Source organism: Hymenobacter sp. UYP22, assembly GCF_040547285.1.
Lineage (GTDB): Bacteria > Bacteroidota > Bacteroidia > Cytophagales > Hymenobacteraceae > Hymenobacter.
This window is the reverse complement of record NZ_JBEPPK010000003.1, coordinates 148,191-174,841: the sequence shown is the minus strand read 5'-3', so window position 1 is coordinate 174,841 and position 26,651 is coordinate 148,191. Positions and strand designations below refer to the sequence as shown.

25 protein-coding genes are annotated in these 26,651 nt (G+C 58.2%); 2 read left to right on the top strand and 23 right to left on the bottom strand.

Annotated features, from left to right (window positions below; all coding sequences use genetic code 11):
- Positions 1–447 precede the first annotated feature (447 nt).
- Positions 448–2,304, bottom strand: coding sequence for an LTA synthase family protein (locus ABIB60_RS06995; protein ID WP_354578729.1), 1,857 nt, complete (start codon positions 2,302–2,304; stop codon positions 448–450).
- Between the two features lie 424 nt (positions 2,305–2,728).
- On the opposite strand from ABIB60_RS06995, the gene ABIB60_RS06990 reads away from it, so the two are divergent.
- Both ABIB60_RS06990 and ABIB60_RS06985 read left to right on the top strand, forming a co-directional pair.
- Positions 2,729–4,918 (top strand): glutamine synthetase III family protein, encoded by a 2,190-nt coding sequence (locus ABIB60_RS06990; RefSeq protein WP_354578727.1) that lies wholly within the window; start codon positions 2,729–2,731, stop codon positions 4,916–4,918.
- Between the two features lie 212 nt (positions 4,919–5,130).
- Positions 5,131–6,537 carry a site-specific integrase gene (locus ABIB60_RS06985; protein ID WP_354578725.1) on the top strand — a complete coding sequence of 469 codons (1,407 nt, stop codon included), beginning with the start codon at positions 5,131–5,133 and terminating at the stop codon, positions 6,535–6,537.
- Positions 6,538–6,615: 78 nt separating this feature from the next.
- Here ABIB60_RS06985 and ABIB60_RS06980 read toward each other — a convergent pair whose 3' ends face one another.
- The 22 genes from ABIB60_RS06980 to ABIB60_RS06875 form a co-directional block, all read right to left on the bottom strand.
- Complete coding sequence (locus ABIB60_RS06980) at positions 6,616–7,173, bottom strand: hypothetical protein (protein WP_354578723.1); 558 nt, start codon at positions 7,171–7,173, stop codon at positions 6,616–6,618.
- Positions 7,170–7,373 (bottom strand): hypothetical protein, encoded by a 204-nt coding sequence (locus ABIB60_RS06975; RefSeq protein ID WP_354578722.1) that lies wholly within the window; start codon positions 7,371–7,373, stop codon positions 7,170–7,172. The genes ABIB60_RS06980 and ABIB60_RS06975 overlap by 4 nt, the downstream gene beginning before the upstream one ends.
- Before the next feature lie 12 nt (positions 7,374–7,385).
- A complete protein-coding gene (locus ABIB60_RS06970; RefSeq protein WP_354578720.1) occupies positions 7,386–7,967 on the bottom strand; it encodes a glycoside hydrolase family 19 protein in 582 nt (193 codons plus the stop codon).
- Complete coding sequence (locus tag ABIB60_RS06965; protein WP_354578719.1) at positions 7,964–8,371, bottom strand: hypothetical protein; 408 nt, start codon at positions 8,369–8,371, stop codon at positions 7,964–7,966. The genes ABIB60_RS06970 and ABIB60_RS06965 overlap by 4 nt, the downstream gene beginning before the upstream one ends.
- Positions 8,368–9,066, bottom strand: a complete 699-nt coding sequence (locus ABIB60_RS06960) for a hypothetical protein (protein WP_354578717.1) — start codon at positions 9,064–9,066, stop codon at positions 8,368–8,370. Before ABIB60_RS06960 ends, ABIB60_RS06965 begins: the two co-directional genes overlap by 4 nt.
- A 17-nt stretch (positions 9,067–9,083) precedes the next feature.
- Positions 9,084–9,401 (bottom strand): hypothetical protein, encoded by a 318-nt coding sequence (locus ABIB60_RS06955; RefSeq protein WP_354578715.1) that lies wholly within the window; start codon positions 9,399–9,401, stop codon positions 9,084–9,086.
- 103 nt (positions 9,402–9,504) lie between these two features.
- Positions 9,505–10,428, bottom strand: a complete 924-nt coding sequence (locus ABIB60_RS06950; RefSeq protein ID WP_354578714.1) for a glycosyltransferase — start codon at positions 10,426–10,428, stop codon at positions 9,505–9,507.
- Positions 10,429–10,527: 99 nt separating this feature from the next.
- Positions 10,528–10,701 (bottom strand): hypothetical protein, encoded by a 174-nt coding sequence (locus ABIB60_RS06945; RefSeq protein ID WP_354578712.1) that lies wholly within the window; start codon positions 10,699–10,701, stop codon positions 10,528–10,530.
- 101 nt (positions 10,702–10,802) lie between these two features.
- Positions 10,803–13,175, bottom strand: a complete 2,373-nt coding sequence (locus tag ABIB60_RS06940) for a hypothetical protein (RefSeq protein WP_354578711.1) — start codon at positions 13,173–13,175, stop codon at positions 10,803–10,805.
- A gap of 2 nt (positions 13,176–13,177) precedes the next feature.
- Entirely contained in the window at positions 13,178–13,843 is a 666-nt protein-coding gene (locus ABIB60_RS06935) for a hypothetical protein (RefSeq protein ID WP_354578709.1), read from the bottom strand.
- Positions 13,844–14,015: 172 nt separating this feature from the next.
- The gene (locus ABIB60_RS06930) at positions 14,016–15,818 is read right to left on the bottom strand and encodes a hypothetical protein (RefSeq protein ID WP_354578708.1); all 1,803 of its coding nucleotides are present in this window, start codon (positions 15,816–15,818) and stop codon (positions 14,016–14,018) included.
- Complete coding sequence (locus ABIB60_RS06925; RefSeq protein WP_354578706.1) at positions 15,818–18,016, bottom strand: hypothetical protein; 2,199 nt, start codon at positions 18,014–18,016, stop codon at positions 15,818–15,820. The genes ABIB60_RS06930 and ABIB60_RS06925 overlap by 1 nt, the downstream gene beginning before the upstream one ends.
- 72 nt (positions 18,017–18,088) lie before the next feature.
- Positions 18,089–18,406, bottom strand: a complete 318-nt coding sequence (locus ABIB60_RS06920; protein ID WP_354578704.1) for a hypothetical protein — start codon at positions 18,404–18,406, stop codon at positions 18,089–18,091.
- Positions 18,396–18,668 carry a hypothetical protein gene (locus tag ABIB60_RS06915; protein ID WP_354578702.1) on the bottom strand — a complete coding sequence of 91 codons (273 nt, stop codon included), beginning with the start codon at positions 18,666–18,668 and terminating at the stop codon, positions 18,396–18,398. The genes ABIB60_RS06920 and ABIB60_RS06915 overlap by 11 nt, the downstream gene beginning before the upstream one ends.
- 13 nt (positions 18,669–18,681) lie before the next feature.
- Positions 18,682–19,452, bottom strand: a complete 771-nt coding sequence (locus ABIB60_RS06910) for a hypothetical protein (protein WP_354578701.1) — start codon at positions 19,450–19,452, stop codon at positions 18,682–18,684.
- Positions 19,453–19,507: 55 nt separating this feature from the next.
- A complete protein-coding gene (locus ABIB60_RS06905) occupies positions 19,508–19,966 on the bottom strand; it encodes a hypothetical protein (protein WP_354578700.1) in 459 nt (152 codons plus the stop codon).
- Positions 19,967–20,023: 57 nt separating this feature from the next.
- Positions 20,024–20,434 (bottom strand): HNH endonuclease, encoded by a 411-nt coding sequence (locus ABIB60_RS06900; protein WP_354578699.1) that lies wholly within the window; start codon positions 20,432–20,434, stop codon positions 20,024–20,026.
- 161 nt (positions 20,435–20,595) lie between these two features.
- Positions 20,596–21,030, bottom strand: coding sequence for a hypothetical protein (locus ABIB60_RS06895; RefSeq protein ID WP_354578698.1), 435 nt, complete (start codon positions 21,028–21,030; stop codon positions 20,596–20,598).
- A 12-nt stretch (positions 21,031–21,042) separates the two neighbouring features.
- Positions 21,043–21,342 (bottom strand): hypothetical protein, encoded by a 300-nt coding sequence (locus ABIB60_RS06890; RefSeq protein ID WP_354578696.1) that lies wholly within the window; start codon positions 21,340–21,342, stop codon positions 21,043–21,045.
- Between the two features lie 44 nt (positions 21,343–21,386).
- The gene (locus tag ABIB60_RS06885) at positions 21,387–21,812 is read right to left on the bottom strand and encodes a hypothetical protein (protein ID WP_354578694.1); all 426 of its coding nucleotides are present in this window, start codon (positions 21,810–21,812) and stop codon (positions 21,387–21,389) included.
- Positions 21,813–22,166: a GNAT family N-acetyltransferase gene (locus tag ABIB60_RS06880; RefSeq protein ID WP_354578692.1), complete on the bottom strand. Its 354-nt coding sequence runs from the start codon at positions 22,164–22,166 to the stop codon at positions 21,813–21,815.
- The gene (locus ABIB60_RS06875; protein ID WP_354578690.1) at positions 22,166–26,650 is read right to left on the bottom strand and encodes a phage tail tape measure protein; all 4,485 of its coding nucleotides are present in this window, start codon (positions 26,648–26,650) and stop codon (positions 22,166–22,168) included. Before ABIB60_RS06875 ends, ABIB60_RS06880 begins: the two co-directional genes overlap by 1 nt.
- Position 26,651: the final 1 nt, after the last annotated feature.

Sequence of the window (26,651 nt, the reverse complement as noted above, 5' to 3'; positions counted from 1 at the left end):
ATGAAGGCGGAAGACCCCGCTATTCCTATGTTGCCCTACATTTATTCAAAGACTCAACCTTTACCAAGTTGAGTTGGTACCACTTCTCGCGGAAAGCAGATAAAGAGACAGGTACTTGGCACAAGACAGGCCGTCTTTTAGTACTAAATACTCATGCAAAGTGGGGCAAGAGGAGAGTTCGACTTAAAATACTAGGAAGCACTCACGTGGTCAGATTACCAAGAAGACAAAGTCCTTATCAAAAGTCTTACCGGTTACAGAAAGATACCTTATACTTCTACTCTAAGGAGAACTCTACAAAGGACTATAGCTTTTATAAAGATTATTACACCCTGATTCGCAAAAGATCAAACAGGCAAAGGAATACCTCAGTTCAAGAATAGGATGGCTTAAGTAAGGAGACTAGCCGAAGATGGATATGGACATCCCCCCATTCAAGCCGCTTCCTCATTTCCGCAGAAAATCCGAAAACGACAGCTGCTCATACGCCTGCCCAAACCGCAGCTGGGCGTCCGGTACGCCGGCGTCGCGCTCAATTACTTGCCGGGCCACATTATCGTAGGTCACGGTGCCGGCCGGCGAAGCTACTCCGAATCCATCGGTGAAGCAGTAGAAGGCTACGCTGCCGGCCCAGCCGGCCGGGGCGGGGGCCAGCAGGTCGCGGCTCCAGCGGAAATCGGTGGCGGGTAGCTGCAGCTGGCGCAGGAGGGTGGCGGCCACATCGGTCTGGCTGCCGTAGGTGCTGATGCTGCGGCCCGCCGTTGCCGGGCGCAGCGCCCCGCCAGTAAGGAGCAGCGGCACCCGGAACTTGGCGGGGGCGTGGTTGGGGGTGTCGCCGGGCTGGGGGTGGCCGTGGTCGGCCACCAGTACCACCAGCGTGTTGGCCCACCATGGCTGGCGGCGGGCCTGGGCCAGGAACTGGCCCAGCACGTGGTCAGTGTAATACACGGAGTTGCGGAAGCGGCCGGCTTCATCGGTGCCCGGGAAGCGGGGGCGCATGGGCACATCAAAGGGCTCGTGCGAGCTAAGCGTGAAGGCCGTTACGAAGAACGGGGGCCGCTGCCGGGGCAGCTCCCGCAGCATGCGGGCAAACAGCACGTGGTCGTGGGCCCCCCATTTGGAGTTCTGATCCTGGCGCGCAAAGTCGGCGCGTTCCGTTAGCTTCTCGTAACCGGCCGTTACCAGGTAGCTTTTCATGTTGGCGAAGGCCAATTCGCCGCCGTGGTAGTAGGCCGTGCTGTAGCCCTGCCCGCGCAGCACCTGGGCCAGGTGGGGCAGCCGCTCGGTTTTGCGCGGGTACTTAATGATGGAGGTAGCTGGTTGGTTGGGGTAGCCCGAGAGCAATGCCACCAGCCCTTTCTGGCTTCGGTCGCCGGCGGCATACAGGTTTTGGAAGGCTATACCGGCGCGGGCCAGGCTGTCCAGAGTGGGCGTTACACCTTGTTCGCCGCCCAAGTGGCCGACCAGCTTGCCCGTGAAGCTTTCCAGAATGATAAACAGCACATTGGGCCGCAGGGTGCGCAGCAGCGTAGTAGTATCGGAGGTGGGCTGGTAGAGAGGCCGTACCAACCGCTGAGCCGCCGAGTCGGGCATGAACTGGTAGGGGCTGGGTCCCGCGTTCTGCAGAAACAAGGAATTTGCCACATTCCAGGGCACGTTTACGGCAGCGTGGTTGGCAAACGGCACGCTGGAAAAGTACACGTCGCTCTGGTTTACCGGAATCTGCTGCAGGCCGCCCCGCAACGGCACTACTAACAGCAGCAGATACAGCAGCCCCGCCAGAGCCGCCCGGCCCCGGCCGAAACCTGCCGGCAGCTCGGGCAGGCGGCCTACAATTCCTTTATAGAAGAACCAGCCCAGGCCCAGCAAGCCCGCAAACAACCCCAGCAATAATGCTACCGGCGCGCTGCCTGCCGAGGCGGCGGCTTCCTGGGGCGTACTCAGGTATTGCAGGGGGGTGGCATCAAGCCGGAAGCCCCAGGCCCGGTACAGCTCCAGGTCGGCGGTAGTAAGGGCGGCCAGCACAACGCCCGCCACGGCCGTGAAGAAGCGCAGCAGCCGCTCCAGCGGAAACCGTTTCCCCAACAGGCTGCCCACACTAAACACCAGAAACGGTACCACGCACAGATACGCTGCCGCCGAGGTATCCAGCCGGAGGCCGTAGCCAAACACCCGGCCTATAGTACCAACGGGCAGGGTACGGGTGTGTGCCACATGGTATAGCAGGAAGACGGCCTTAGCCGCCACAAAGTACGCCAGCCAGAAGATGAAGTAGCGGGGCTGAAACGCGAAGCGGTTTTTCACCCTGCAAAGGTAGGCGTTGCCATTTCACGGAGAGTATAGCAACGCTGCTAATGCTACTGCCCGCAACCAGATAGACCAGGCCGCGCCAAGTATTCTGGCATTGGTTGATTAAATCCCCAAATCGTATACCTGTCTCCGCCCCATAATACTCTAGGCCGCCTAGTTGAAGCTTAGCTGAACAACATCCCGCTGGGTGTGCTGGTCGGGTGTCTACTGGTACAGCCTCCTTTAAATTTAAGGTGCAAGTAGTCAACTACGAGCTGTTTTAGGGAAAGTGAGTGCAAAAAAAGGTAGGGAAGGAGGTGGAAACAGAAAGTTAATTGAAAAAACAGCTGAAAAAAGTGAGGGGTTATTGTAAAAGCCTATTTCTTGCGTGTACCTTTGAGGCAGTAACCCCTGATTACCTCTCACGCCTAACTCTAGCATGGCAATTCTTCGCTTTAAAGCTCTCGAACTAGTTGACCAGCGCCAGCCGTTGGCCGTCACCGTCGCTGGTGAGCGTCGCTCCGAAACGTTCGGTAAGAACGTGTTCAACCTCGATGCCATGCGGGCCACCATGCCCGGCGAATACTTCAAGAAGCTGCAAGCGGCCATCAAGCAAGGCTCGCCGGTAGAGCGCAGCGTGGCTGATGCCGTGGCTTCGGCCATGAAAACATGGGCCATGGCCAAGGGTGCTACGCACTATACCCACTGGTTCCAGCCCCTCACTGGTGCCACCGCCGAAAAACACGACTCCTTTTTCGACCTGAATTCCGACGGTCGGCCAATTGAGAACTTTAAAGGCTCGGCGCTGGTGCAGCAGGAGCCCGATGCGTCCTCGTTCCCGAACGGCGGCATCCGCAACACCTTCGAGGCCCGCGGCTACACTGCCTGGGACCCCACCTCACCAGCGTTTATTCTCGAAACTGCCGGGGCTAAAACCTTGTGCATTCCCACCATCTTCGTTGCGTACACCGGCGAGGCCCTCGACTACAAAGCCCCGCTGCTGAAGTCGCTGGCCACCCTGGAAAAGGCCGCCGTGGATGTGTGCCAGTATTTTGATAAGGACGTGCAGCGCGTGCACACCACGCTCGGCATCGAGCAGGAGTACTTTCTGGTTGACCGCGCCCTCTACAATGCCCGCCCCGACCTGGTAATGACTGGCCGTACCCTGTTCGGCCACGCGCCGGCCAAAGGTCAGCAGCTCGATGACCACTACTTTGGCTCCATTCCGGCCCGGGTGCACGCCTACATGCTGGAGTACGAGGAAGAAGCCAATAAGCTGGGTATTCCACTGCGTACCCGCCACAACGAGGTAGCGCCCCACCAGTTTGAATGTGCCCCTACCTTCGAGGACGCCAACCTGGCCGTCGACCACAACCAGCTGCTCATGGACATCATGGAGCGCGTGGCCGACAAGCACAACTTCAAGGTGCTGCTGCACGAGAAGCCCTTTGCGGGCGTCAACGGCTCGGGCAAGCATAACAACTGGGCCATGAGCACCGATACCGGCGTGAACCTGCTGGCTCCCGGTCGTCGCCCGAAGGAAAACCTGCAATTCCTGACCTTCTTCATTACCACCATCAAGGCCGTGCACCGCTACGCCGACTTGCTGCGCGCCAGCATCGCCTCGGCTAGCAACGACCACCGCCTAGGTGCCAACGAAGCCCCGCCGGCCATTATGTCGGTATTCGTAGGCTCGATGCTGGACTCGGTGCTGGATGAGCTGGAGCGCACCGCCAAAGTGCCCCTGGATAAAGGCGACAACATCTACCTGAAGCTCGGCATCGATAAGATTCCGGCCATCCTGCTCGATAACACCGACCGCAACCGGACCTCGCCTTTCGCCTTCACCGGCAACAAGTTCGAGTTCCGGGCCGTGGGCTCCTCCGCCAACTGCTCCTCGGCTATGACCACGCTCAACGCCATTGTGGCCGAGCAACTCATTGAGTTCAAGAAGTCAGTAGACAAGCTCATTGAGCAGGGCAAAAAGAAGGAAGTAGCCATTGTGGACGTGCTGCGGGAATACGTCATCAGCTCGAAAACCATCCGCTTCGAAGGCAACGGATACTCCGATGAGTGGAAGGATGAAGCCGCGGCCCGGGGCCTGAGCAACATCCCCACCACGCCCCAGTCGCTGGACGCCATGGTGACGGAGGAATCTGCTGCACTGTTCGAGCGCCACCGCATTTTCTCGCACGTAGAGCTACATGCCCGCCACGAGATTCTGTTGGAGGACTACATGAAGAAAATCCAGATTGAGAGCCGCGTAATGGGTGACTTGGCCGTGAACCATATCATTCCTACGGCAGTTGCTTATCAAACCAAGCTCGTAGCCAACGTACGCGGGCTGCGCGAGTTGGGCCTCGACGACGAGAACACGCAAGTGACTCTGGACACCATCAAAGCTATTTCGCGGCACATTACCACCATCAAAACCCAAGTGGACGAGATGGTGAAAGCCCGCAAAGTGGCCAACAAAATCGACGATATGCGCGAGCGGGCCATTGCCTACTGCGACACCGTGAAAGCACATTTCGACACCATTCGCCGCTCAGTTGACAAACTGGAGCTGATGGTGGCCGATGAGGACTGGCCCCTGGTAAAGTACCGCGAACTGTTGTTCCGGCACTAAGTCCAGAGTCAGAATCGGGCCGGAGTTGGGTGGGAATTTTCTCCGCGCCACGATTTCAGAAAAAGCCGTTCCGGGTGGGGCGGCTTTTTTTTGTGGCTTCCAGAAGTATAGGGCTATTGCGGCTTGTATGGGCCTATTTTGCCCGATGTATCTGGCAGCTCCGAGTAGGATTTGAGCTTAAACCATACCCAAACCATACCCATATCGTGCCCATGGCTCGTTCCCGTTTTCTATTCTACAATAAGTTTTCCCTACATATCTATCTGCGCCGGCCGACGCCTGATGGGTGGTACCGGGTGCGGATTGTGTGCTATTTCCACGGGACCGATTTTTCTGTTTCACCAGGCATTCGCATTCTGGCCAAGCAGCAGAAAGGGCGGAAGGTGCAGGAACTGTTCGAACCCAAAACGGGGCGGGTACTAGCCGACCATCCGGAAGCTGAGGATATCAATGAGCAGCTCGGTATATGGGAAAAGAAATTACGGGATGCGTTTCGCTCACTGGCCGGCCCCACGGGCACGGTGCAAGTAACCCGGGAAATGATGGAGCAGGCAATCTTCCCCGCTGCTACCGAACCGGAGCAGACACCGGCACCGGCTCCGGTTCCACCAGCTGAGCTGCCTATCACCACCCATTATGCTGAGTGGAAGCAAGAGAATACCGGGCTGTACTCCGAATCTCACCTTAACCATTACAAAGCCATTGTAGAACAGCTGGAGGCGTGGAAGCCAGGGCTAAAAGCGGGTGAGTTAACGGAGAAGGTATTGTTGGAGTGGAGGAAGATGCTGGTTGCCCAAGGCATCACCGACGGTACGATTGCGGAGCATTACAAATTCTTTCGCATGCTGGCTACTCGCATCGGGGCCAACCCCAAGGCACCGTATCTACGGTATAAAGCAGTGTATGCAGTGCAGCCAGACTTACACCGCGAAGAGATGCAGGCATTACTAACGGTGCGCCTGGAAGATCCTCGACTGGCAGAAGAGCGGGACCGGTGGCTGTTGCAGTGTCTGACCGGCCGCCGGGATGGTGACTTGCGCACGTTAACCACCATGCAGTTAACGACCCTGCGCACGGAAGAGGGAGAAGTAGTGGCTGCACTTCGCCACTACCAGGATAAGACAGGTGCCGAGGTGTTGCTCCCGCTGCCCCCGTTGGCCGTGCGCATTGGCGAGCGGTGGCAGTGGCAATTACCCGAGCGGGCCCGGGGTACCCGCAATCAACGGCTGAAGGAAATAGCGCAGTTGGCAGGCCTGGAGCGCCTGTTTAACGATGCCAAAATTGTCAATGGGAAAGCCCAGAATGACTACCGGCCGATGTGGCATCTCATTTCCACGCACACAGCCCGCCATACGGCTGGCTCGCTGTTATTAGAGTTCAGCAAAGGTGACAAGTCACTATCCTCCTTTTTACTAGGGCATGCCCAAAGTTCTACTACAGACATTTATGCCAAGGATAAGGCCCGGAGGGTAGCCGGACCATTGATGGAGGCCTGGAAAGCTATTCTTGGGCCCTACTACGATGCGCGTCCGTCCGGATGGATTGATGCCGCAGACGGTGGCCCAGAACGGGCCAAAGAGTACCAGACCAAGCGAAAGAAAGCAGGTAACGCTACGTAGGTATACGAACAAAGCCCCGGCAGATGCCGGGGCTTTGTTATTTCCGAATTCGGTACCAGCCGGGGCGGGCGCGGCGCTTTAGCTTAACCACGCCCATACGCCGATGCCGGTTATTAGCAGGGCATAGGCCACGCAGCCATTCACCCATAGGTTTTTCAGCAGTTCACGCAGCAACGGCCCGGCTATATTGATAATGTATCGGTCCTCGAAAGCGGGCGGGGCAACTTCGCCCGGTGCCTTCACCTGCTCCCAGGCCCGGCGCCACACGTAGCGGTCGGGGAAGTACGCAGCCTGTGGGTTCCAGCTGACGTGGTACTTGCCAACGTAGGGTAGGTTCCGGGCCACGTTCAGGCGAGGGTTGAAGTCGTACAACCAGAAAGCCGCCTGTAGGATCAACAGCCCGGCTATGCTTAGCCCAAACGGTAGCCAGTGGCCCCAGGCGGGGGTGCTGGCCAGCACCGCAATCAGCACCATGATGATGCCCCGCAGGGTAGCGCGTTGGCGGTGGAAGGTGCGCAGCAGCGTATCCTTTGCCCCGGCTTTTACGAACCGGCGCACGTCGAGCTTGACCCATATGCGCGGGTGCCACCACGTCAGCAACCAGGCCAGCGGGTGGGTGAGTAGCAACCAGATCATTTGCTGAACTTGTTGCCCAGCCAAAAACAGGCGGCTACCAGTGCCCAGAGGGCAAACACGCCGGGCCAGTAGGAGTTGGGCCACTGCCATGCCTTGGTTTGGGCAGGCAGCACCACGGCCCAGAACAGAGCGAAGCCTACCAGCACAATGCCAGCGAAAAGGGTGTGTTTGGTAATGACGGAGGCGGATTCTTTAGCCATTGTAGAAAGGGGTTAACAGGTAAGAGCAAACAGGAATTTGGCGTGGTAGCCGGCAATCAAAGCAGCCTTGTCAGTGCCGTTCACGATGCGGCGGGCTTCGACTGGGTTGGCGGTAAGCGGATTGAAATAGCTGCTGAGTTTGCGCCCGGTGAACCACCCCTGCACCATGCCATGCACTAAGATTTTAGCAGCCACATCCGGTTTCAGGGCCTCGTCGGGGTTGCCGGCCAGATCAATCCCGAGCCGCTTGCCCGCACCCAGATAGTTTGTCAGCCAGGTCAGCTGCACGTAGCCCCGCCCATAATAGAGCTGAGGCGGCTGCGTGTAGGCGACCCGCCGGCCCGGGCCTTTGCCCATGTCCAGCATCTTGCCGTAATCGTAGTTTTTGCCTAGGCCATATTCCTTTAGAGGGCGCATGGTGTGGGCGGTTTCGTGGTAGGTGGTAGCCAGGATATAGGCTATCTGTTGCACTGGGACATTCTGCTCCAGTGCGCAATCCAGGATGCCTTCGATGTTGGTGACGTGCTCCTGAGACAGGGTGCCGCCAAACAGCGTGGCGCGAACAGAAGCGAAGAAGTTGGCGCGTACAATCATGGCTTGGCGTCGATGTTGTATTCTTCCCGGGGCGAATCGTTTTCCACCTTCACCGCCTCGGTTTTGATATCGGTTTTCTTGCTGTTGACGGTGGTGGTAACCGGCTTAATGCGCTCGGCCAGCTTCACGGCCCCGCCGATGCCGAACAGGATGAAGCCGCACTCAAAGCAGCTTTCCAGAGCCGCATTATCAATGCGGCCGGCGGCCCGCATAAACAGGCCGTACAGCACCACTACCCAGGCCAGTATCTGCCGGGCGGACAAGCAGCCATCGGTTTCCCAGATGCTGATAATCTTGGTTGGTGTCAGCTCCTTGCGCAGCCAGAGCCAGAGTAGCAAAGCCAGGGCAAGCCACCCGGCGGCCGTCAACATGGACTCGGGAAGAGGGGGCAGCGTAATTTTCACGGAAATACCAGGTTAATCAGGGCCAGAATGCCTTTCCAGAGCAGGGCGCGGGATGCTACCAACACGGCCAGCCAGAACTGCCAGAACTGCCAGAATTTGCTATCGAGGTAGACTACTCGCTCCTGCCGAGTCTCGGTGACGTGCGAGGGATACTCCACTTTCTGTGGGGCTTCCACAATGGAAAAGCCGTACTTACCCGCGCTGCCCCGCTCGATTTTGAAGGTGATACCGTACCTGGGAAACCGCACCAGCGTATCGGGTAGGCAGGCCCGGGCATTGAAGGCCACCAATACTTTTGTCCGGAGCCGGGCCACTTCTGCCCGCAGCTCACTATCGGCCTTCTCTGACTGCACCAGCAGTTGCAACGCCTGCAGAAGGGAGTCGCGCTCCACCCGGTTGCGGGCTGTGTCCGCTTTCACCGGAACCTCTACATACACCATCTTTCCGGGCAACTCTTTGGTTTCGGTGCGGGTGATGGTCCGCGTTACCGCTTGGCCTGGGTACTTGCGCTGAAGCTGATCGAGTAGGTCCAACTCCACATTTGGGGCGTAACGGCCGGTCGCTGTATCCGGAGCTACGGCGGGTTCTTTTTTTAAGTCCTTTAGGTATTTGTTCCACTGGCGCAGCCGGCGCGTCTGGGGCGAGCAGCTGCTAACCAGCAGCAGGAAAGCGAGGAAGTAAACGAGTCGTTGCATGGCAGGTGTTGGTAGGGTTAGCGGGGGCTAGGTATTTTCTCCAAGCGGTTCAGGGCTTGCTCCAACTCGCCCATTTTGGCGGCCCGTGCTGCCTCGTAGGAGGCGAGCCGGGCGGCGGCTTCTGCGTCCCGCTTAGTTTTGTCGGTCTGATAGTCGGTGCGCAACGCGTTCAAGTCTGAGCGCAGCGTTTCAATCTTATCGGCATTGGTGCTCACCTTGCCTTCCATCGTGCCATACTTATAGGAGAAAGTGACCAGAGAGCCTATGATGCCGGCTACCAGACTCAACAGCGGCATGATCCACGGCGGGAAAGAGGTTTTTTGTTCAGCGGGCATGGAAGGACGGCGGCGGTACAAGCTGATAATATTGTATGTAAAATACATACAATAAGTTGAGGAAAGCAAAAAAGCCCCGCCGGGTGGGCGGGGCTGGTAGAGGCTATTTCTTCAGAAAACGATTGATCAACCTGCTGACATGGAATCCCAAACGCTCCCTATTAACAGAAACCGCTCTAGCATAGTAGTAAAGCTGCGCCAGCGTATTTCCCTCGGCTCCTTTTAGCTCGCTTTTTTCAAAATAGAGGTGCTCTAAGTACGACTCAAAGAATCGGGAGTAGCGTTTGGGCATCATTGCCTGGTGCTGCTGATTTTCGAAAATGCGATTTTGGTTTTGTGTTAGCGACCGATGCGTTGAATGCGTCAGGCTTGTAGCGTGCCGACGATAAACGGACATCGCATGGGGTATGTAATAAATACTGCCGGTTCGTGTTGCTAGTAGCTGCAGCGTGTAATCCCCACTGTGTACCCCTGCAAACCAAGCAGGTAGAGGCAGCGTCAAGGCTGCTCTAACGAACAGCATGGAAGCGCTGGGAATAAACCAGTGGTGCGCTACTAACTTGTCCTGGGTAATGATGCCCTCGGTCAATGGCAGCACATGCCGAAACTGGTTACTGAATAAGTAGTTGTGACTTGTCCCATCCTCTGACAACACCTGGGCGTCGTGCGCACAAAGGGTGCATTCAGGATGCGCCCGCAAAGCTTCTACCTGACGTTGCAGTTTGTGTGGATCAGTCCAATAATCATCACCTTCCAAAAAAGCAATGTATGTGCCGCTACAGGCATCCATGGTGGCCATCAGGTTTTTCATCACCCCCTGGTTATGCTCAGGAAGTAACACCCGAATCCGGTCTGGGTAGCGCATCTGATAATCCAGCGCAATCTGGAGGGTATTATCAGTAGAGTAGTCCTCGCCAATGATGAGTTCTACATCAAACGCGGTCTGTTGTAGCAATACTGACTCTATGGCCTGTGCTAAGAACGCCTCTTGATTGTACGTAATACAGCATACACTTACTTCACACATTCCAAAACCTAAGCTGATACGGCCACGAAAGTGTGGGAAAATTCGCTTAAAGTCTAGTACCGCATAAAAAAGGCCTCACCACATTGGTGAGGCCTTTTTTTATGCTTTCTGTGTGTCGTAGGCGAATCCTCCGTCACCATCCTGGTTATCCCACCAGGTGTGGCCAGCCTGGATCTTTTCCCTGGCCTCCTTCACCAGTTGTTCTTTGTGGGCTTCGTCTTTGTACTCCAACGATACTGTGATACCGTCAATCTGTAAATGCTCAGTAGTCATTTCTACAATAGTAAAATGTATTGGTGAAGAGCAAAATTAGCTAACCAGACAGCACTTCACGCATCTCGTTCTAAAAATAAGATGCATGAAGTGCTGAATTCCTACTGTGCCGACAAATCCACCGGATTGGCAGCGGCAATCCAGATATCTTCAATCCGGGCCCCGCGCCAGAACCACGCCAGCGACTGGTAAATGGTGGCCTGCTCGGCGCGGTACCGCTCAGTGCTCAGGATGATGTCCTGTGCCCGCGTGGAACCTTCGAGCACCAGGATGGTGCGCGTTTGCTCAAACACCAGCCTCAGGTACTTGCCGGTGAGGGCGCGGGTGTCGAAGGGTGGGTTATCGTTCGGGCTGTACAGGTTGGCGCCGAAGTTTGTCTGACCATTCGTGCCGGTGCTGGTCTTGACGTAGCTACCGAAATGCACGTCAGTTAACTCGTTGTCGTAGTTCGGCACATTGGCCCGGCCGCCGAAGATGTAATTGTTGATACCGCCGTTGGCCTTCGACCCATTCAAGGCGGCTTCCGTTACCTCGGCCACGTCCACCAGCTTCCAGCGGAAGTAACCAATTACGGCCCGTGTGGTATCGTTGCCGATGGCATAGCGGGCTTTGGCGAAACGGGCCACATCATCCAGCCCACCCGTGGCCGTGAGCGTGTTGGTGTTCGACACCGTAATGCCGGAAGTCTGCGTAAACTCCTGCTTGCGCAGTGTCAGGTACGGATAATCTGGGTCGGCATTGGAAACTACTGGTGGCGTAGTACCCCCGCCGCCGCCAGTAGTACACAAGGCATCTGCTGCCGTTTCGGCCTTTTGAATTGCGTCCGCCATGCTCACAAAGGAATAGGCCTGTCTGAATTTCCCACCGCAAACGGCCTCCTGTGGCGGTGATACATAAGCGACTTGCACCGGCTCCCCAAACCAGATTTGCACAATCTGCTTTGCCTCGACCATCGCCGAGTAAAAATCGTCATGGTGCGGATCGTAGCGGTTATAATTTAGCGCGTCATACGTCCCTATTTTCAGCCGCGTATAGCTGCTAGCCAGCGAGAGCACGTTGGCCCGCGCTACGGCCAGATCAGCGCCGGCCACGGTTTGCGAGGCCATGAGGCGAAACGCTACAACGGAGTCCGCTGGAATGTAGCCCCCATCGATCAGCGAGTCCAGGATAGTTATCCAGTTTGCTTTGAAGCTGGCTAAGTTGCCGTCTGTCTCGCCCTGAGCAATAGTGCCGAAAACAGTATCCTTATTCCACGAAATGCCTCGCGTCGTGAAGTCGGCCTTCAACGTCACCAGGCACCTTTTAAGAATATTTAGAACGTTATTCTGATCAGAGTTTCCCGCTGTGGGTAGGAATGCTTCGCTGGGCTGACCGTCTGCATAGGAGTGAGCAAAGCCGAAATGGCCGGAGCTACGTCGCTCCAGTTCCCAGGCCAGCGGGGTGACGCCGCCCACCTGCTGAAGTGCTGGGTTGCCCGCTTGTAGTGGATAGTAGCCTCTATCATTGACCCCCATTTGAATTGCCATCATGCCGCCATTGACAATAGCAATCTCAGAACGGGAGTAAGGGCCAGCTATACCGGGAAACTCGGCAAGCTGGCCTTCTGGCATCGAGCTTTGCGGCACCAACTTGGATTTGTTGGATTGCCCCATTGACCAGACAGCCAGTGAGCGGTTGCCCGTCGACACCACGGCCGAAATCTGCGGGCTGCCGGCCGGCGTTCCCGCCTGATTGGTGCTCGTGGCTTTCACGCGGCCCTGCCACTTGCCGGCAACGTGCGCGGCGCTGTCGATGCTCAGGCCCGCCGTGTAGTTCTGATACGCCCCGCCGCTCACCGAGTACTCCAGCGTAGCTGACTCGTAGCCACTCGGCCCGGCCAGTGAGAGAATGCGCGTCTGCGTGTTGAATGACCACGTAGGCGGCGCCGGCACCGGTAGCACGGCGGCTGTTACCGTTACCTGCCGCACCGGGGAGTTTTTCACCGCACCGGCCGCGTCGGTGACGGTGGTGGTGATGTCGAACGTGCCAGCAGCCTGCGGCGTCCAGCTGCCCGAAGCGGCGCTACCCAGATTGATGACGCCACCCGTGGCCGTGTTGGTGGCCTGCGTCAGGTAGGTGTAGGGGCCTGTGCCCCCGCTGGCCGAGGCCGTGAAGGTCAGCGCCGTGCCGGTGGCAATGGAAGCAGCAGAGGTAGTTAACCCCGCAACGAGTGCGGTGGGGGTGGTCGTGCCGCCACCGTTGGCGGCTGTTACCAGCTGGCCCAGCAGGTTGACCATGTTATTGAACTCTGCCGCAGTCATTTTCTGACCGGAGGCCTTATTCGGAAATAGTCCCAGGCTGGCAGGGGTCGGGATATTGGCCATAGGGTAGGCGGCCACGAGAGCCGTTAGGGTGGAAATGAGGGTATTGAACTCGTCGGGGCTGAAGCTGGAGCCGACGGCTTTATTGGGCAGAAGCGAAAAGACAATGGGCATGGCTACTCCAAGGGGAAATCGAACGTATAAGGGAAGGCGGCATTGACCGGAACTACTGGACCAGTGAAGGCCATAGTATTACTCACTGGGGCACCAGCCGGCCGGCTGCCACTGGCGACCACACGGCTGCGCACGGTGCCGACCGTATGCGGGCCGGTGATGCCAGGGAAGTACACCCGGCCGTTTTGCACGTAGGCATCGGCTCGCACGGAGTAGCCTGCGGCTTCCGCTGATTTTTCCAGCTCATAATCGGCCGCTGATGGGAATCCTGTCACCAGTGCGTGCGAGAAGATGTTGCTTACATCATCCGTCTGCGGATTGCGCGGGGCTTCAGGAGCTTGTTGGGAGGTGGCCGAAATCAGTAGTTTACCATCTACCACTGCCAGTGTGATGCCCGTACCTTGTTGCGTAAGGGTGCTCAGCACCTGCGCAGTTAACGCTTCTCCACTACCAATTAGCAGCGTATCAGTGTCTGTGGCCAGATTGTAGGTAATGGCCGATACTTCGCCATCCGATTCCAGGCGGCTACCAAAGGCCGCTAATTGCGTGCGGCTCGCAGCTGTAATGACTACTGGCAGCTTGCCTTGGCCCCGGCCAGTGACCAGATAAGAGATACCGGGTTGGAGCTTACCGGCCGTGGCTGCTGCCTGCAGATCAGTGCGCGACATAGCGACTTGCCCGGTTGATACCCCAGAACCGCCGTCGCCAGGTAACTGGGACTGCTCAATGCGAAATTCCTTACCCAGTGAGGGAATGCCGATCAAAAAAAGAGCATCAGCGGGCAAGGGAGTGCCGAGCGGCCAGGGGTCGAGCGTGTCAAGATAGGAATTGGCCATAGGGCTAGTGCAGTTTGAGGAACCCGCCGGCGCGTAGCTCCAATAAGTTGTCGTTTGTAGCCGGCAGTGCGCCACTGTCGGTGCCATTGCCCGTGCCAAATCCGTTGAGCAACTCCAGGGTTACCGTGCCCGCGCTGAGCGGGTAGTTGCGTACTTCGGCGGCCTCGTATCCGTCTGGAGCCAGCACGCGCCGGCCCTGCACGCGCACATCGTCAAGCCGGAATATGACTGTGAGTTGCTCATGAAGCCAATCCGGTAAGCCAGCTGTTTCCAGCACTATTTGCCGGCGCACGGTAGAGGACAACAGGGTAGGCGTGCCGCTGCTGGACCGGTGCACGGTGGATTCTGCTGCAGGCTTGCGGCGGAAGAACGTGCCCGGCAGCCGCAGCCGCCCCTGCGCCCCGGTTGTCCAGACCATACCATAGGCGTTGTCGCGGTTACGATACTCCACTACTACCGTATTCACATGCTCACTGGCCAGGTGCAGCGGCTCTGAAACCGCGACGACATCGGCCTCAGCAGTATCGGTACCGCGCAGCTTCACCTGGTAGTCGCCGGCAACCAGGCCCGCCAGATTCAGCGCCACTTCCCAGACGTTGAAGTTTACAATGTCCAGCTGCCAGCGGGCGGTGGTGTCGCCGGGCGCGGGCTTCCATGGCCGGGTTAACACCAATACTTGTTCCCCTTCCAGCCAGGCTACTTCCCGCACCCGGTAGGTACCCGCCGCCCCGCCAGCCAGCGTAAGCCGGGCGGCCCGACGCAGGGAGGAAGGGAGGCCACCGGCTTCTGCTACCACTGCGCTCAGCCCACCGGGGTACTCGCGAAGAGAAACCGGCAACGGATCGGACAGGCCGGTGAGCCGTTGTACCAGGGCCAACGGCTGGGTGCGTACCAACTGCCCGGTTTGGTGCTGGTAGATTTCGGCTTGCACGCTGGTAAAGTCGGTGTGCACCTGCAGGCGCAGCACGTCGCAGAACTGCACCTTCTGCCGGTACAACGGCCGCATCTGCTGGCCAGGCCGGTGTTGCTGGCAGAATAAGGTGTTGTCCAGCCCTTCAAACACGCTACAGTTATTCGTGGCCTGTTCCAGCACGAAGCGGAGCGGGTTTAGGTGCGGCACCCGAAAAACGGGCGTCCGCACCGGTGGGGTATAGGTGCAGGAACCATCCTCGTAGCGGGCGGTTGGGTTGAAATTTTCGGCTGCGCGGTCGGTGCAGCCGGCCGCCAGCGGGGCCAGTATGGTAAATTCCTGGGAAAGCCGCTGGGCTGGCTGGCTGGAATCAGTAACCAGCGCCTCGTAGGTGGCCGCGGCCAACCCGCCTACCTCTGCCCAGCCATTGATGTCGAGCTGACCGGATTTTACCAGCCCTCCAGGGCCGTTGATGACGTAGTTGATGGGGGCCAGCCCCCCAACCGTATCCAACTGCACCCGGCCGGTGGCTTGGCCATGCTCCGCGGCGAATGGTTGTACCCGTTCCCACTTCAGTTCCCCAAAGCCGCACTCGGTGGCGTTGGGCGTATCCAGCGGCACAATTTTCCCACTGCCACTGTGTATATAAGCCCGGCGGGTAGTACCGATGCATTCAGCGTGCACTTCCCCGATAATTTCATCGTCCTGGGGGGCAGGGTCGCCGGGGTATTGCAGGAAAACCGGGTTTTTCGGGGCAGGACGCACCACGCTGGTGCGCGTTACCGTATCAAAGTCCCAGGTCGCGACGTAGTAGCGCTCCACCTGAGGTGAATCATCCGATGGCTGTGCACCTGAGCCGGCATACGTGTATACCTCTTTATAGCGAATGTAGGCCATCAGGCGGAAAGAGTATGACAGCGCAGCAGGGTAAAATCGGCCTGCTGCTGACTGAGGGTATGTTTGAAATCCAGAATCCAGCCTTCCTGCCAGGCGCCGCGCTCATCCTGAAAGCGGATGCGGCCCCGGGGATTCTGCAGCACGGCCGCTGCTTGCAGTCGGCTACAGGGGGCTGTGAACTCCCAGGACTGGGGCCGCCACAACGGTGCATCCAATTCTGAAACCGGAATGTCGCCTCCCTCCACCACGGGCGTTTCACCCGGCAGCCGCGTGCTGAGCTGGTTGTTGCCTTCTCCGAAGCCAAAGCGCAGCCGCCGGCCGGTCTGATAGCGCAGCCCGGCAGCTAGCGCGGGTCCGTGCCGCCGCAGCATGCGGGCGGGGGAGAGGCGCAGGTTGTACACGGTATCCGGGGAGTACAAGCCCGACACGTCAGCAAACAGCTGGTTACGTTCGGTCTGAAACCCGCCAAGTGAGTCGCGTAGCAGGCAGATCAGAAAGTTGTCGTTGTCGCTGCCCCCGTCGGTGGTAGAAGTGGCGTCGTAACGTTGCCGGCGGGTGTTTTCCAGGTAGAAGCCGGCGGTGATGTAACCGCCCACGGCATCATAGGTGGCCTGGGGGTGCACCAGGGGGAGGTGCCATTCCCGGCTGGCATTGAATTCATCCAGGCCGTTCAGGCTCTGGGTTTGCCACTTCTGCCAACCGGCTTTGGCCTGAATGTACGTGCGGTCCGGTAGCTCCTTGAGTTGCAGATTACTCAGGAGGGTGCCGTCGGCGTCCGGCAGTTCATCGTGCACCGGGGCTTCGAGCGTCAGTACCACTTCATCGGAGTAGAAGTAGCCGGCGGGCTCCACGCGCACTACTTCAGGCCCGCCGGGGTGGGTGCGCTCTATACCGTAGCCCAGCCAGTAGGCCGCGTTCAACGAATCAAACAGGTCTTTCCAGCTCGCGAATAATGACTTGAGCGCAAGCGGAAACCCACGCACCTGAAAGCCACTGGTCACCATCGTCAGGGCGCCAGGACCATCTACCGGGTAGGTGGGCAGGGTGTCGGTGCGGCCAAAGTACGCTGAGCGAAACGCCACCGCCTGATCGGTCAGGGCTTGCGCGAGCCGGTTCAGGGCTTCATAGAGCAACAGCCCAGCCGCAGGGGTGGGCTGGGTCTGCGTGTCGGCACTCATCCGGAAGTAGGAACCCTCCTGCATTTCCAGCAGGGTAGTAAACTGGTAAGGGCCGATGGCCGGGCCGCTGATGTCGTAGACATGCAGGCGGCCATAGAGGTAAATCCGGTCACCGATTTCCAATTCGCGGGTAAGGCGGTACCCAGCTGTCAGCTGCCTGCGGAACTCCCCGGCAATGCCCGATGCCTTAAATTCGAACAGCGTGACGGGCTGCTCATCATTGATGCGAAAGTAGATTTCCCCATCTGCCTTATCGAAGTCGCCTTTGCCATTCTGCCGCTGAATGCGCAACAGGGCCAGGATGCTGAAATCAATATTGAACAGGCCACCTTCCTTCGTGGTGTAGATAGGCACCTCTGGGCTGTTGTCGTCAGTTGCAATGGTAACGGTACCCGCGTTGGTTTCCTGCACCCCGAATTCATCGACTATGGCCGTGCCGAAGCCGAAATACATGGACTTGAACCGGCTCTCCCCGTCCGTCACATAATCTGGGAAAGCGGGCAGCGGGTTGGTCGGGGTTACCGCTTCGTAGCGCTGGCGGATAGCCTTGCTGTGCAGTTCTACTGTAGCCGGCGTAACTGCCGCCAGGGCCGTGCCGCCTACCGATTCACGTCCCAGCAGGTCTACGTTGGCATCTTCTCGGTTGAGAAATTTCTGCGTGAAGCCGGTTTTTTCGGCGGCGCACCGGAACTCTGTAGCGGTCTGAGTAGCTCCGCTCAAGTCCAGGCGGCCCTGGTAGTATACTTCCCATGTAAACGTGTTGGGGTCATACACTTCCACCAACAGCCCAATTTCAGCCTCTACACCCGCCACATCCAGCGCCTGTGCCAGGTAAGCCCTACCTTCTTTTACGAAGCCTAGCTCTACCGTATACTCGGTGGTGAGGCCATGGTATTTGCCATCTCGGTGCAAGGTCACACCCATCCCTTCCCACCCGAGTGGGTCTACGCTCTGCCGTTGCGGGCCGAACAGTTCGCTCAAAAGCGTAAAGCGCAGAAGGGGCTGGTTTTGGTCGAGCATTATTGTATGTAAAATACATACAATAAGTTGAGGAAAGCAAAAGCCCCGACCAGTTGCTGGTCGGGGCGGGGGCTAATCCAGATGGTCCGGCTGTCGGGGGCCTATCCAACCGGCGGGCGTATGCTGATCCAGCAGTTCGTTGGCCTGGCGCAGCTGCTCGGGCGTGAAGCGGCCGGCTGCACTCAGCCGGCGGTGCAACGTGCGCACCGGCAGGCCAACGGCCTCGGCCAGGGCAACGGCCGTGGGGCGGGCGCTGGCGGGGAATACCTGCCAGCGCAGCAGAAAGGCGCTGGTTTCTACGTCAGGCTGCACAGTGGCCCGGGTACGCGGCTGGGCATCCTTGGTGCCTTTGGGGCGGCCAGCACGACCTGAAGCGGGCTCAGACGGCATGGATTTCAATGGTTTCGGCATCGTTTTGAATGGTGTGTTGACCGGGCCAGGTAGTCGCCTGTTCGTGACCATAGGGCGCCAGGCCCAGGCCATCCGGTGCTTCCTGACTCGGTTGAATTGCCCACCGCTGCGAAAACAGGTAGTCACGCACGGCTGCCCACGCTCCGGCATACGTTTCGTAGTGGCCCGGCCACTGGCGGCCATCTGGATACGTATCGTATTCAGGGGCCCACTCATCGTAAGTGCTACGAATTTGGTACATGTCAACTTGCTGTTTAGGTGGCGGATTCAAGGATATAGTAGGGGCTGGAAAACCCATCAGCAGCGAATACTTCTGCCATTCGTAGCAGAGTGGGCTTCGCAGGGGCTAGCCTCTGCTCCACCGCAATATTCATCGCTATTTTGGTCAGGAAAAACCCGCGCATCTGCAGTTTGGCCTTTTGGCGGCCCGCTGCCCATTGCAAAATATCTTCCCAGAGCAGCTGTTTCCAGGAAACCACTTCCTCTTTCCAGTCAAACCCTACTTCTCCCACGCGGGAGAGAAACGCGGGTTTGCTCAGGCCAACTGCTACCGCCGCCGCGTCCTGGGACATATTGCGGTGCACGAAATGCCGCAGCTGTTCTACCGTAAACGAAATGATTTTTTCAGGTGCTCCAACCGGCCGGCGTTCTATGCCCAGCGTATTCATGTATTTGCGCAGGCTGGGCATAGTAATGCCTAATTTTTCCGCCGTGGCATCCAGGCCCAACCCTTGTTCATCGTACAATTCTCGAATTTTCTCTTCCGAAATATTCACTGGCACGGCGAAGGGACGGTAAGCAGTGCGCAGCACGGCGGTCAGCTTTTCGTACAGTTCATCTGTATACCGGGCAGTGCTGCCGCCCTGACTGCCGGGGTCGAGTGCGGCGTATACCCGGCCCTTATACAAGCCGGCGCGGGCCGCAATTTCCGGCACATTGTACAGCTTCTTGTTTTCAGCCCACCAGGCGTGTAAGTGTGTCCAGTTCGGGGGAATTGGTTTGCTCATCGTATCGTGTTCGTTCAATCGTACTCAAGTGGAAAATAGCCCCGCATGTGTCAGCAGGCGGGGCTTGGTGCTTCTAGCGGTTCAGTGTTTTGTCCAGCAGAGCATCCTGTTCATCCTGCGTGTCGCAGGTCTGCGCACCGTCCTTGAAGGCGTCCCACTGCTTGCGCGTCATGATTTCCACGCCCCGATCTACTACCTGCTCCTCTTTGTAAGCCTGCGCAGCTTTGCGCGAAGTGAACGAAGGCGCATCGTATTCGCTGCCTTGATTCACGTACACGAGAATAAATTCGGGTTTGGCGGGCTGCTTTTTGGGCATGTTCACCCGGAAGCTCATGCCGCCCTGCCCGTTATTGGCCGCCTTGTCATAGATTTCAGCGTGCGAGGCAAACACGTTATCAATGTTGGCTTGCTTAACAGCATCGTCAGCCAGCTTCCAAGCCTCGGCTTTGCGGTTGGCGGTACCTACTTCTACGTAGCCGTAGGCGCTGTTGGTGTAGGCAATGTAGCGGGGATTTTCAGCGGAAAATTTCATAGTGGTAAGAGTGAAGTGGTTGGAAGGTATTCCCGAAGCGGGTCCGATTGAGTTGTATTAGTTGAGTTCGGCCAGGGCCTTGGCGCACGATCCGCGGCGGGCTACCATCTGCTTGGCTTCGGCCAGGGGCAACACGCGGCGGATGCGGTTGCGGATGCCAGCCAGGATGTCTTTAGCATCGGTGCCTTTGTAAGCGGCCACGCCGGCAGCGAAGGTTTTCACGTCCCGGTTGCCACGGGCCGAGTTGCAGCTCAGGCAGCAGGTAACCAGGTTGGTTTCTTTGTTGGAGCCGCCCAGCGAGTAGGGGGTCAGGTGGTCCAGCGTCAGCTTGGTGCCTTCCTCGACCGACGCACCGCAGTAGGTGCAGGCCAGGCCGTCGCGCAGGTAGATGGCCAGGCGCTTGTGCTGGGAAATCCAGTTCATTCCTTGGGTGCGTTTGGCGGGGGCGGCGGTAGTAGACTGGCACATGGCGGTAGGCGTTGTAGCGTTTAACTGTACCAAAGATACAAACTAATTTTAAACTGGCAATACATTGACAATAAATAATTAATTAATGTATGAGGTGTACATAAAAAACCCCGTTTCCAGTCAGAAAACGGGGTTTTTAAGCATATACAAAATTCGGGCATTTACGCGGCTACCCGGCGCTGGAGGCTCCATTCGGTTTCGTTCCAGTACCGATGCCAGTTACCAAGTTCATCAAACCGCCAAAAGCCGCTGGTTTGTTCCACAGGCCCGGCCTCTACACGGGTAACGCAGTAGCCGGCGGGCAACTCGATAATGCGGTGAATGGTGTGGGCCTCTACCCGGTGCGAAGTGCCAGGAAAACGGTGGACGACATCTACGCGGTGGCCTCCGTCGGGCAGCAGAGTAACGACCTGTTCTACGTAGCCCTCGAGCAGGACGTGCGAGACGAAACTGAACGGGTGGTCATGGTAGTCGCCAGTGTCGGGCTGAGTAAAAATGTGGAGCGGATGGGGCGTTTCCGGCAAAAACACTTTGGCAAAGTGTGGGCCTAGCTGCTCGGTGCGGGCTATGCCTTCGGGGGTTGGGTAGCTAAACATATCGGGTAGAGGTTAAGTGGCGTTTTCCCGCTCCAGTTTCTTCTGCAACCAGCCCAGGCGGGCGTGAAACTGGAAGAGTGGCAGGCTACCCGCGTCTGGGGTGCCATGTTCAGCCAGCACGGCGCATAGGTTTTCGAAGCTGCGGTGCAGGTGGGTCAGCACATTATCCGGGTCGCCATCGGTAAACTGATCGGGCCGAACCAACTCCAACAGCCACTTATCCACCTCATCTACCGTGCGCAAGTGAGCGGCATCCTCAGTGAGCAGGTGGTCTACCAGCGCCAGGGCCCGGCGCTTTTGCTGGCTGGCCATGGCCAGTTCTTCCCCCTCATGCCCGCGCTCCGGAAACAGGCCGGCTAATTCCGACGACAGTTTTTTTTTACGTCGGAGACTTCCGCCTCTACCAGCTGAGCTGTCAGGCCCCACTCACTGAGTTGGCCTACCAGCTTAGTAAGTGCCGCTTCGGAAAAGTCGGTCTGGGGTTGGCCGTTCACGGCCGCTATCAGCACCCCGAAAGCCAGCTGGGTAGGAGAGAACTGTTCCAGGGCGAAGTGAAAGGCGTAGTGCAGGTTTTCCAGTTCGGTTACCGCGTCCTGGGTTTTGTCGGCCGCTATCAGTTGCCCGACCCGGGCAAACCGCTCATTAATGTCCTGCGGGGTGTTGCCGATGCCGGCGCCCTGCACCAGGTAGGCGTTGAAGTGCAGGTGGCGGCGGGCGGGCAGTTCGTGCACGGTTTCGTACAGGTCGATGTGGTGACCGCCGGAGAGAAGAATGTTACGCATTTACAGAGGTTTGATGTACTGCTGATAGTTTTCGTGGCCATCCAGAAAGCGCATAAAGCCCAGCCGCTGGTAGAGCGTGCGCGCTTTCCGGTTTTCGTGATGCACCGTCAGGCCCACGCTTTCAAAATGCAGGGCCCGGCACACAGCAAACGCCCGTCCCAGCAGCAGAGAGCCCAGCCCCCGGCCCTGATAAGCTTCCTGCACATACACAGCCCGTATCCACCCAGCCGAATCTTCTACATCCAAGCATAGCTGCGCCACCGTCGCACCGCCCGGAAACCGGGCTTGGATATAGACCGTGTTTGGCTTGTCAACATCGATCTGAGACCAAAAAAGGGAAATAACAGGCTTCATTATCCGTTGCGCCGGTAGCGCTTAGTGGTGTGACGGGTAGTATGGCTGCCGCGGCGGGTGAAGGTTTCCAGGCCCCGTTCGGTCAGGCGCTGTTCGGGCCGTTCGTGCCAGGCGGAAATCAATCGGTCGGTTTCGCGGCGGTTGGCCTCCGCAAGGCGGGTGGCCGGGTCGGGCCCGGGCCGGCCGGGGCGCTCTACGGCTCGGTTGCGCTGGTACAATTCATCCTCGTACCGGCGGGTGATGAGGCGGTTTTCTACAAAGCGGTTGTCGCGCAGAATGTCGCGGGTCTGGGCAGCGGTATGCACGTCAGCACCCTGGGGCAGGTAGGTAATGGTGGGGCCGCTGAACAGCTGCGCCCCCCCACTACGACCACTTACCAGCTCCGGGCCCCGCTCACCTACCAGCGCCCATTCGGCCGGGCCACCGGTGCGGCCTTTGGCGTACTGGGGCAGGGGGCGGGACAGCACGGCCGCCGCCTGGGCCAGGCCCTGGCCAATAACTAACGCAGTCAGGATGCCGGCCGAAATACCAAAATCCGCATAGCGGGTGCCGCCGCCGGTACTCAGTACCGATGTAACCGCCATACCGGTGTTCAGTGCAATGTTGAACAAGGCTTGGTTACGGTCGGCTTTGGCCTGCTTCTGTCGAATAGCCAACTCGCGCTTCCGGTAATTTTCCTCAATCTGAGCTTTGAGTTCCTCATTCTCGCCAGCCACCCGCAGTTCCGCGTCCTTTTTCATGGTCACGTCCTGCAGCTCCTGCTGCCGGCGGTTGGCCCCGATTTCAAAGAACGAGTCGGACAACTGCTGCACATTCTGCAAGCCTTCCTGAATCAACTCACTGCGTAGCCGCTGGTGTTCACGCTCATCATCCAGCTTCTGCTGGTTTTTGCGGCGGGCAATGTCTAGTTCCAGCTGCGCGGCCTCGCGCTGTTTGGTAACGTCCTTCTGCAGGTTGCCGAGCTTGGTATCCAGGTACTCGTTTTCCAGCCGTATTAACTCTTTCTGGTACCCCCGCTCGCCTACTAGGCCCTGGGCCCGACGACGCTCCAAGGCAAGCTGCTGCCGCTCGTAGCCTTTTAGCGCATCTTCGTTGGCGAAATCGGCATTGAACGGTTTGGGCTGCCGTAACACATCAGCCCGTTTTTTCTCCAGGTCGCGCTGGATTTTTTCCAGCTGCGCGGCGTTGCCTTGGGTCGCCCGTACCTGGGCCTGGCCTTCCAGTTCAATAATTTCCAGCCGGCGGGCGGCGGCGTCCAGCGCGGCCTGCTGCCGCTCCTGGTACGAGCGACTTTCATCCTGCGCAATCAGGTCCAGCGTCTCAATTTCCTGCTCCAGTTGCAGCTGGTCGATTTCCCCGAGCTTGTCCAGCAACGCATTGCGGATGGCCAGTTCCTCTTTGCTCAGGTCGCGGTCAATAGCCAGCAACTGGGCACTGAAGGATTCCTGCAGGCGCACGCGGGCTACGCCCAATGCCCGTTGGCCGTTCACCTGGTCCTTATAGGTCTGGGCTGCTTCCCGGATCAGCTCATCCCGTTCCAGTTTAGCCAGTTCACGCCGCACCCCGGCCGCTTTTTGGGCCGCACGTAGCCGGATTTCCTCGGTGTTGGCCGGGTTTTCCTGCTGCCGCTGAAAGTCGGCCAGCTTCTCTTCCAGCCGCTGCTTAGCCAGGTCGTATTCGGCTTTGGCAACATCGGCAATGGCCTTTTTCTTTTCTTTGTCCTTGTCGATGCTGTTATCGGTGGCCGTGCTGCCATCATCGGTGGCCTTGGTAAGCAGGTCGTACGCGGTAACCGCATCGTAGCCGAGCCGTTTGAGCTGCTCCAACACCTTCGCCCGGCCCTGTTCAGCCAACGTAGCGCGAATTTGCGCCTGCTGGGCATTACGGGTGAGGGTGACGTACTCAGTATAGGCTTTCAGGATTTCGGGCTTAATGGCACCTTGGCCCTGGTAGGAGTCGTAACGCTCCGGATTCCGCTCGCGCTGGCGCACGTTGTAGCGCATCACCTCATCGAAATCCTGCCCCTTGGGTATATTGACGTTGGCTTTCACCAACCGCTCGCGGGCGGTGGCCTCTTCCTGAATAGCGGTAGCCGTAGCCTGGGACGCAGTGGCCTCCTTATCGAGCTGTTCCAGGCGCTTGGCCAGGTTCGTGGCATCGGTCAGGTACTTGCCGCGGGCAGCGGCTGTATTGCGCGCTACGGCGGCTGTATTCAGGTCGTATAGCCCGGTCTGCTTGTTGAGCACCACGGCGGTTTCCCCGAGCCGGTCTTTTAAAGCCAGCACGGTACTACGCAGTTCCTGCTGCTGTTTTATGGTGGGGTTCTGCACCTGGGAAAGGCGGGTAAAGCGAGCCAGTAACGAGTCGGTACCATCCGCAAACTTGCGCTGCTGCAACGCTGAATCAGCCAGGGCCTTGCCGTAATCATCCACCTGCTTTTTGGCCAGGCCCAGGATACGGCCGTCGAATAAGGCCCCGAACCCATCTTTAAAGTTGAGAGCAGCCCGGGTAGAGTCTACCAGCCACTTCAGCGCGGTGTTAGCGGTGCCGCTGGTGAAGAAGTCGCCTACATCCTTTTTCAGCTTCTGCCAGGATCCGGCCAGGTTGTCGTTTTTGATGGCTGCCTCGGCGGCTAGGGACGTGCCCTCGCGCAGCTGCTCATTGGCGGTCTGTTGCTTCTGGGCCAACAACTCGGTGTTTTTGGCCAGCGTGGTAATAGCATTTTTGGCCTCGCCGCTTTGCAGCTTGAGGGTGGCCAGCAGGGAATTGAACTTCGTGGTAGACGTGCCGCCGGTGTTGAGGCCGCGCAAAAACAGGCTGAGGGCCCCCTGAAAATCGTTGTTGACCAGGTTTTTGAACTGCTTCAGCGTCAGGTTGGCATCAGCCAGGCGGGCAATCTTGAAGCTTTCTTTCGTGCGGGTGCTGAGCGTGGAAAACAGGCGGTTCAGGGCAGTGCCACTGACTTCCGCCGTTGAGCCGGTTTCCTGCAGCACCGTGGCGTAGGCCAGCACGTCTTTCAGGCCCAGCCGGGCATTGGCGGCCGATGCGCCCACGCGCAACGCTACCTCTGCCAGAAACGGGGCCGTGGCCGCGCCTTCCGCGCCCAGCTGGTTGATGGCCGAACCAATGTTGATGAGGTTCTGATTCTGATCCGGGCCCAGCGTCTTGCGGAAAACCAGCTCAATCTTGCCTAGCTCGGTGGCAATCTGCTCCGCGCCGCCACCGAAATCATCTTCCAGCGCCTGCACGGCAATATCGATGGCTTTGGTAAAGCCCTCGATTTCGGCCTTGGTTTTGCCTAACTGCCCGCCTACTTTGGCAATATCCAGCTGCCCCGCCAGCGTTGTGCGGGTATCTACTTTTTTCAGAGCCTCGGCAAGCTGCTCAAATTCCTCAGCACTCTGCCCGGTGGCTTTGCGCACGTCGGCGGCCTGATCAGAGTAGGCCACGTTGCGCTCGAATATCTCCTGTAAGCCGTTAACAAGCCCTTCTATACCATAATAGGCTCCAGCAAGTGCGGGGATAAGAGATGATAATGCGTTTTGGAAGTCTAGTGTTGGTGGTTTAGCTCGATTAATTCGGACGCCATAAGTTTCTAATGACTTATTAACCTTCTCAAGCTCATCCTCAGTTTCGCGGATTTCCGCTTGCAGCTTATCCTGCTGCTCGGCGGTGAGGCTGGTAGCCCGCCGCTGCTGCTGCAACGCAAACAGGTTATCCTGTAACGCGCCTTTCTGCGAGTTGAGGGCAGTAACTGCCTCAATAATGCCTTTGGCGTAGGAGCCAACTTCCCGGAAATTCTGATTCAGTTCCCGGTCAAAATCCTTAAGCCGCTGGGTGTTTTCGTAGAACTGCTTTTTCAGCGCCTGAGCGGCCGAGTCGGTGGCATCGAAACCGCCGGGCAACGCCCGCAGCTGTTCTCCCAGCCGTTTGGTGTCCAATGACAGCCGGTTGTAAGAACCGGATACGGCCGTCAGGTCAGAATTGGCCCCACGCAGGGTTTTGCTGAGCTCATCCGTTTGCCGTTTCAGGCTCAGGATGTTCAGGGCAGCTTTCTGGGCACCTTCGATATTGCGGTCGGCGTAGGCTTTGCGCAGCGCATCCTGCTGCTCGCGCAAGCTCTTAGTCAGCTCGTCGGTGGCCTGCTTGGTCACCTTGCGCACCTGGGTCTGTCCCTGCAACGCAGCTTTGTAGCTGTTTTGCTCTTTGGCCAGCTTGCCGACCTCGGCGGTCAGGTCGCTGATCTGCTTACGCTGCTGGGAGTTACCGACGCCAGTGGTGTTGAGGGCCTCCCGTACGCCGGCCAGGGCCTCGCGAATGGTAGCCAAGCCCGTGTTGATGCGCTGAGCGTCGCCATCCAGGTTCTTGGCGAATGCTTTGTAGTTGCGGTTCAGGCCCTGTACCGACTTGGTGAAGTCCAGCAGTTCCTGGGAGCCAAGGCCCAAGCCGTCAAATAAATCGGAATACAGAACCGGTCCACTCATG

What these genes read in the sequence shown, in the direction of transcription:
- ABIB60_RS06990 (WP_354578727.1), top strand. Translation starts at nt 2,729, where the DNA reads ATGGCAATTCTTCGCTTTAAAGCTCTCGAACTAGTTGACCAGCGCCAG.
- ABIB60_RS06945 (WP_354578712.1), bottom strand. Translation starts at nt 10,701, where the DNA reads ATGACTACTGAGCATTTACAGATTGACGGTATCACAGTATCGTTGGAG.
- ABIB60_RS06960 (WP_354578717.1), bottom strand. Translation starts at nt 9,066, where the DNA reads ATGCAACGACTCGTTTACTTCCTCGCTTTCCTGCTGCTGGTTAGCAGC.
- ABIB60_RS06890 (WP_354578696.1), bottom strand. Translation starts at nt 21,342, where the DNA reads ATGGCCAGCCAGCAAAAGCGCCGGGCCCTGGCGCTGGTAGACCACCTG.
- ABIB60_RS06895 (WP_354578698.1), bottom strand. Translation starts at nt 21,030, where the DNA reads ATGTTTAGCTACCCAACCCCCGAAGGCATAGCCCGCACCGAGCAGCTA.
- ABIB60_RS06875 (WP_354578690.1), bottom strand. Translation starts at nt 26,650, where the DNA reads ATGAGTGGACCGGTTCTGTATTCCGATTTATTTGACGGCTTGGGCCTT.
- ABIB60_RS06925 (WP_354578706.1), bottom strand. Translation starts at nt 18,016, where the DNA reads ATGCTCGACCAAAACCAGCCCCTTCTGCGCTTTACGCTTTTGAGCGAA.
- ABIB60_RS06920 (WP_354578704.1), bottom strand. Translation starts at nt 18,406, where the DNA reads ATGCCGTCTGAGCCCGCTTCAGGTCGTGCTGGCCGCCCCAAAGGCACC.
- ABIB60_RS06880 (WP_354578692.1), bottom strand. Translation starts at nt 22,166, where the DNA reads ATGAAGCCTGTTATTTCCCTTTTTTGGTCTCAGATCGATGTTGACAAG.
- ABIB60_RS06985 (WP_354578725.1), top strand. Translation starts at nt 5,131, where the DNA reads ATGGCTCGTTCCCGTTTTCTATTCTACAATAAGTTTTCCCTACATATC.
- ABIB60_RS06915 (WP_354578702.1), bottom strand. Translation starts at nt 18,668, where the DNA reads ATGTACCAAATTCGTAGCACTTACGATGAGTGGGCCCCTGAATACGAT.
- ABIB60_RS06975 (WP_354578722.1), bottom strand. Translation starts at nt 7,373, where the DNA reads ATGGCTAAAGAATCCGCCTCCGTCATTACCAAACACACCCTTTTCGCT.
- ABIB60_RS06900 (WP_354578699.1), bottom strand. Translation starts at nt 20,434, where the DNA reads ATGTGCCAGTCTACTACCGCCGCCCCCGCCAAACGCACCCAAGGAATG.
- ABIB60_RS06955 (WP_354578715.1), bottom strand. Translation starts at nt 9,401, where the DNA reads ATGCCCGCTGAACAAAAAACCTCTTTCCCGCCGTGGATCATGCCGCTG.
- ABIB60_RS06940 (WP_354578711.1), bottom strand. Translation starts at nt 13,175, where the DNA reads ATGCCCATTGTCTTTTCGCTTCTGCCCAATAAAGCCGTCGGCTCCAGC.
- ABIB60_RS06905 (WP_354578700.1), bottom strand. Translation starts at nt 19,966, where the DNA reads ATGAAATTTTCCGCTGAAAATCCCCGCTACATTGCCTACACCAACAGC.
- ABIB60_RS06935 (WP_354578709.1), bottom strand. Translation starts at nt 13,843, where the DNA reads ATGTCGCGCACTGATCTGCAGGCAGCAGCCACGGCCGGTAAGCTCCAA.
- ABIB60_RS06980 (WP_354578723.1), bottom strand. Translation starts at nt 7,173, where the DNA reads ATGATCTGGTTGCTACTCACCCACCCGCTGGCCTGGTTGCTGACGTGG.
- ABIB60_RS06970 (WP_354578720.1), bottom strand. Translation starts at nt 7,967, where the DNA reads ATGATTGTACGCGCCAACTTCTTCGCTTCTGTTCGCGCCACGCTGTTT.
- ABIB60_RS06930 (WP_354578708.1), bottom strand. Translation starts at nt 15,818, where the DNA reads ATGGCCTACATTCGCTATAAAGAGGTATACACGTATGCCGGCTCAGGT.
- ABIB60_RS06950 (WP_354578714.1), bottom strand. Translation starts at nt 10,428, where the DNA reads ATGTGTGAAGTAAGTGTATGCTGTATTACGTACAATCAAGAGGCGTTC.
- ABIB60_RS06885 (WP_354578694.1), bottom strand. Translation starts at nt 21,812, where the DNA reads ATGCGTAACATTCTTCTCTCCGGCGGTCACCACATCGACCTGTACGAA.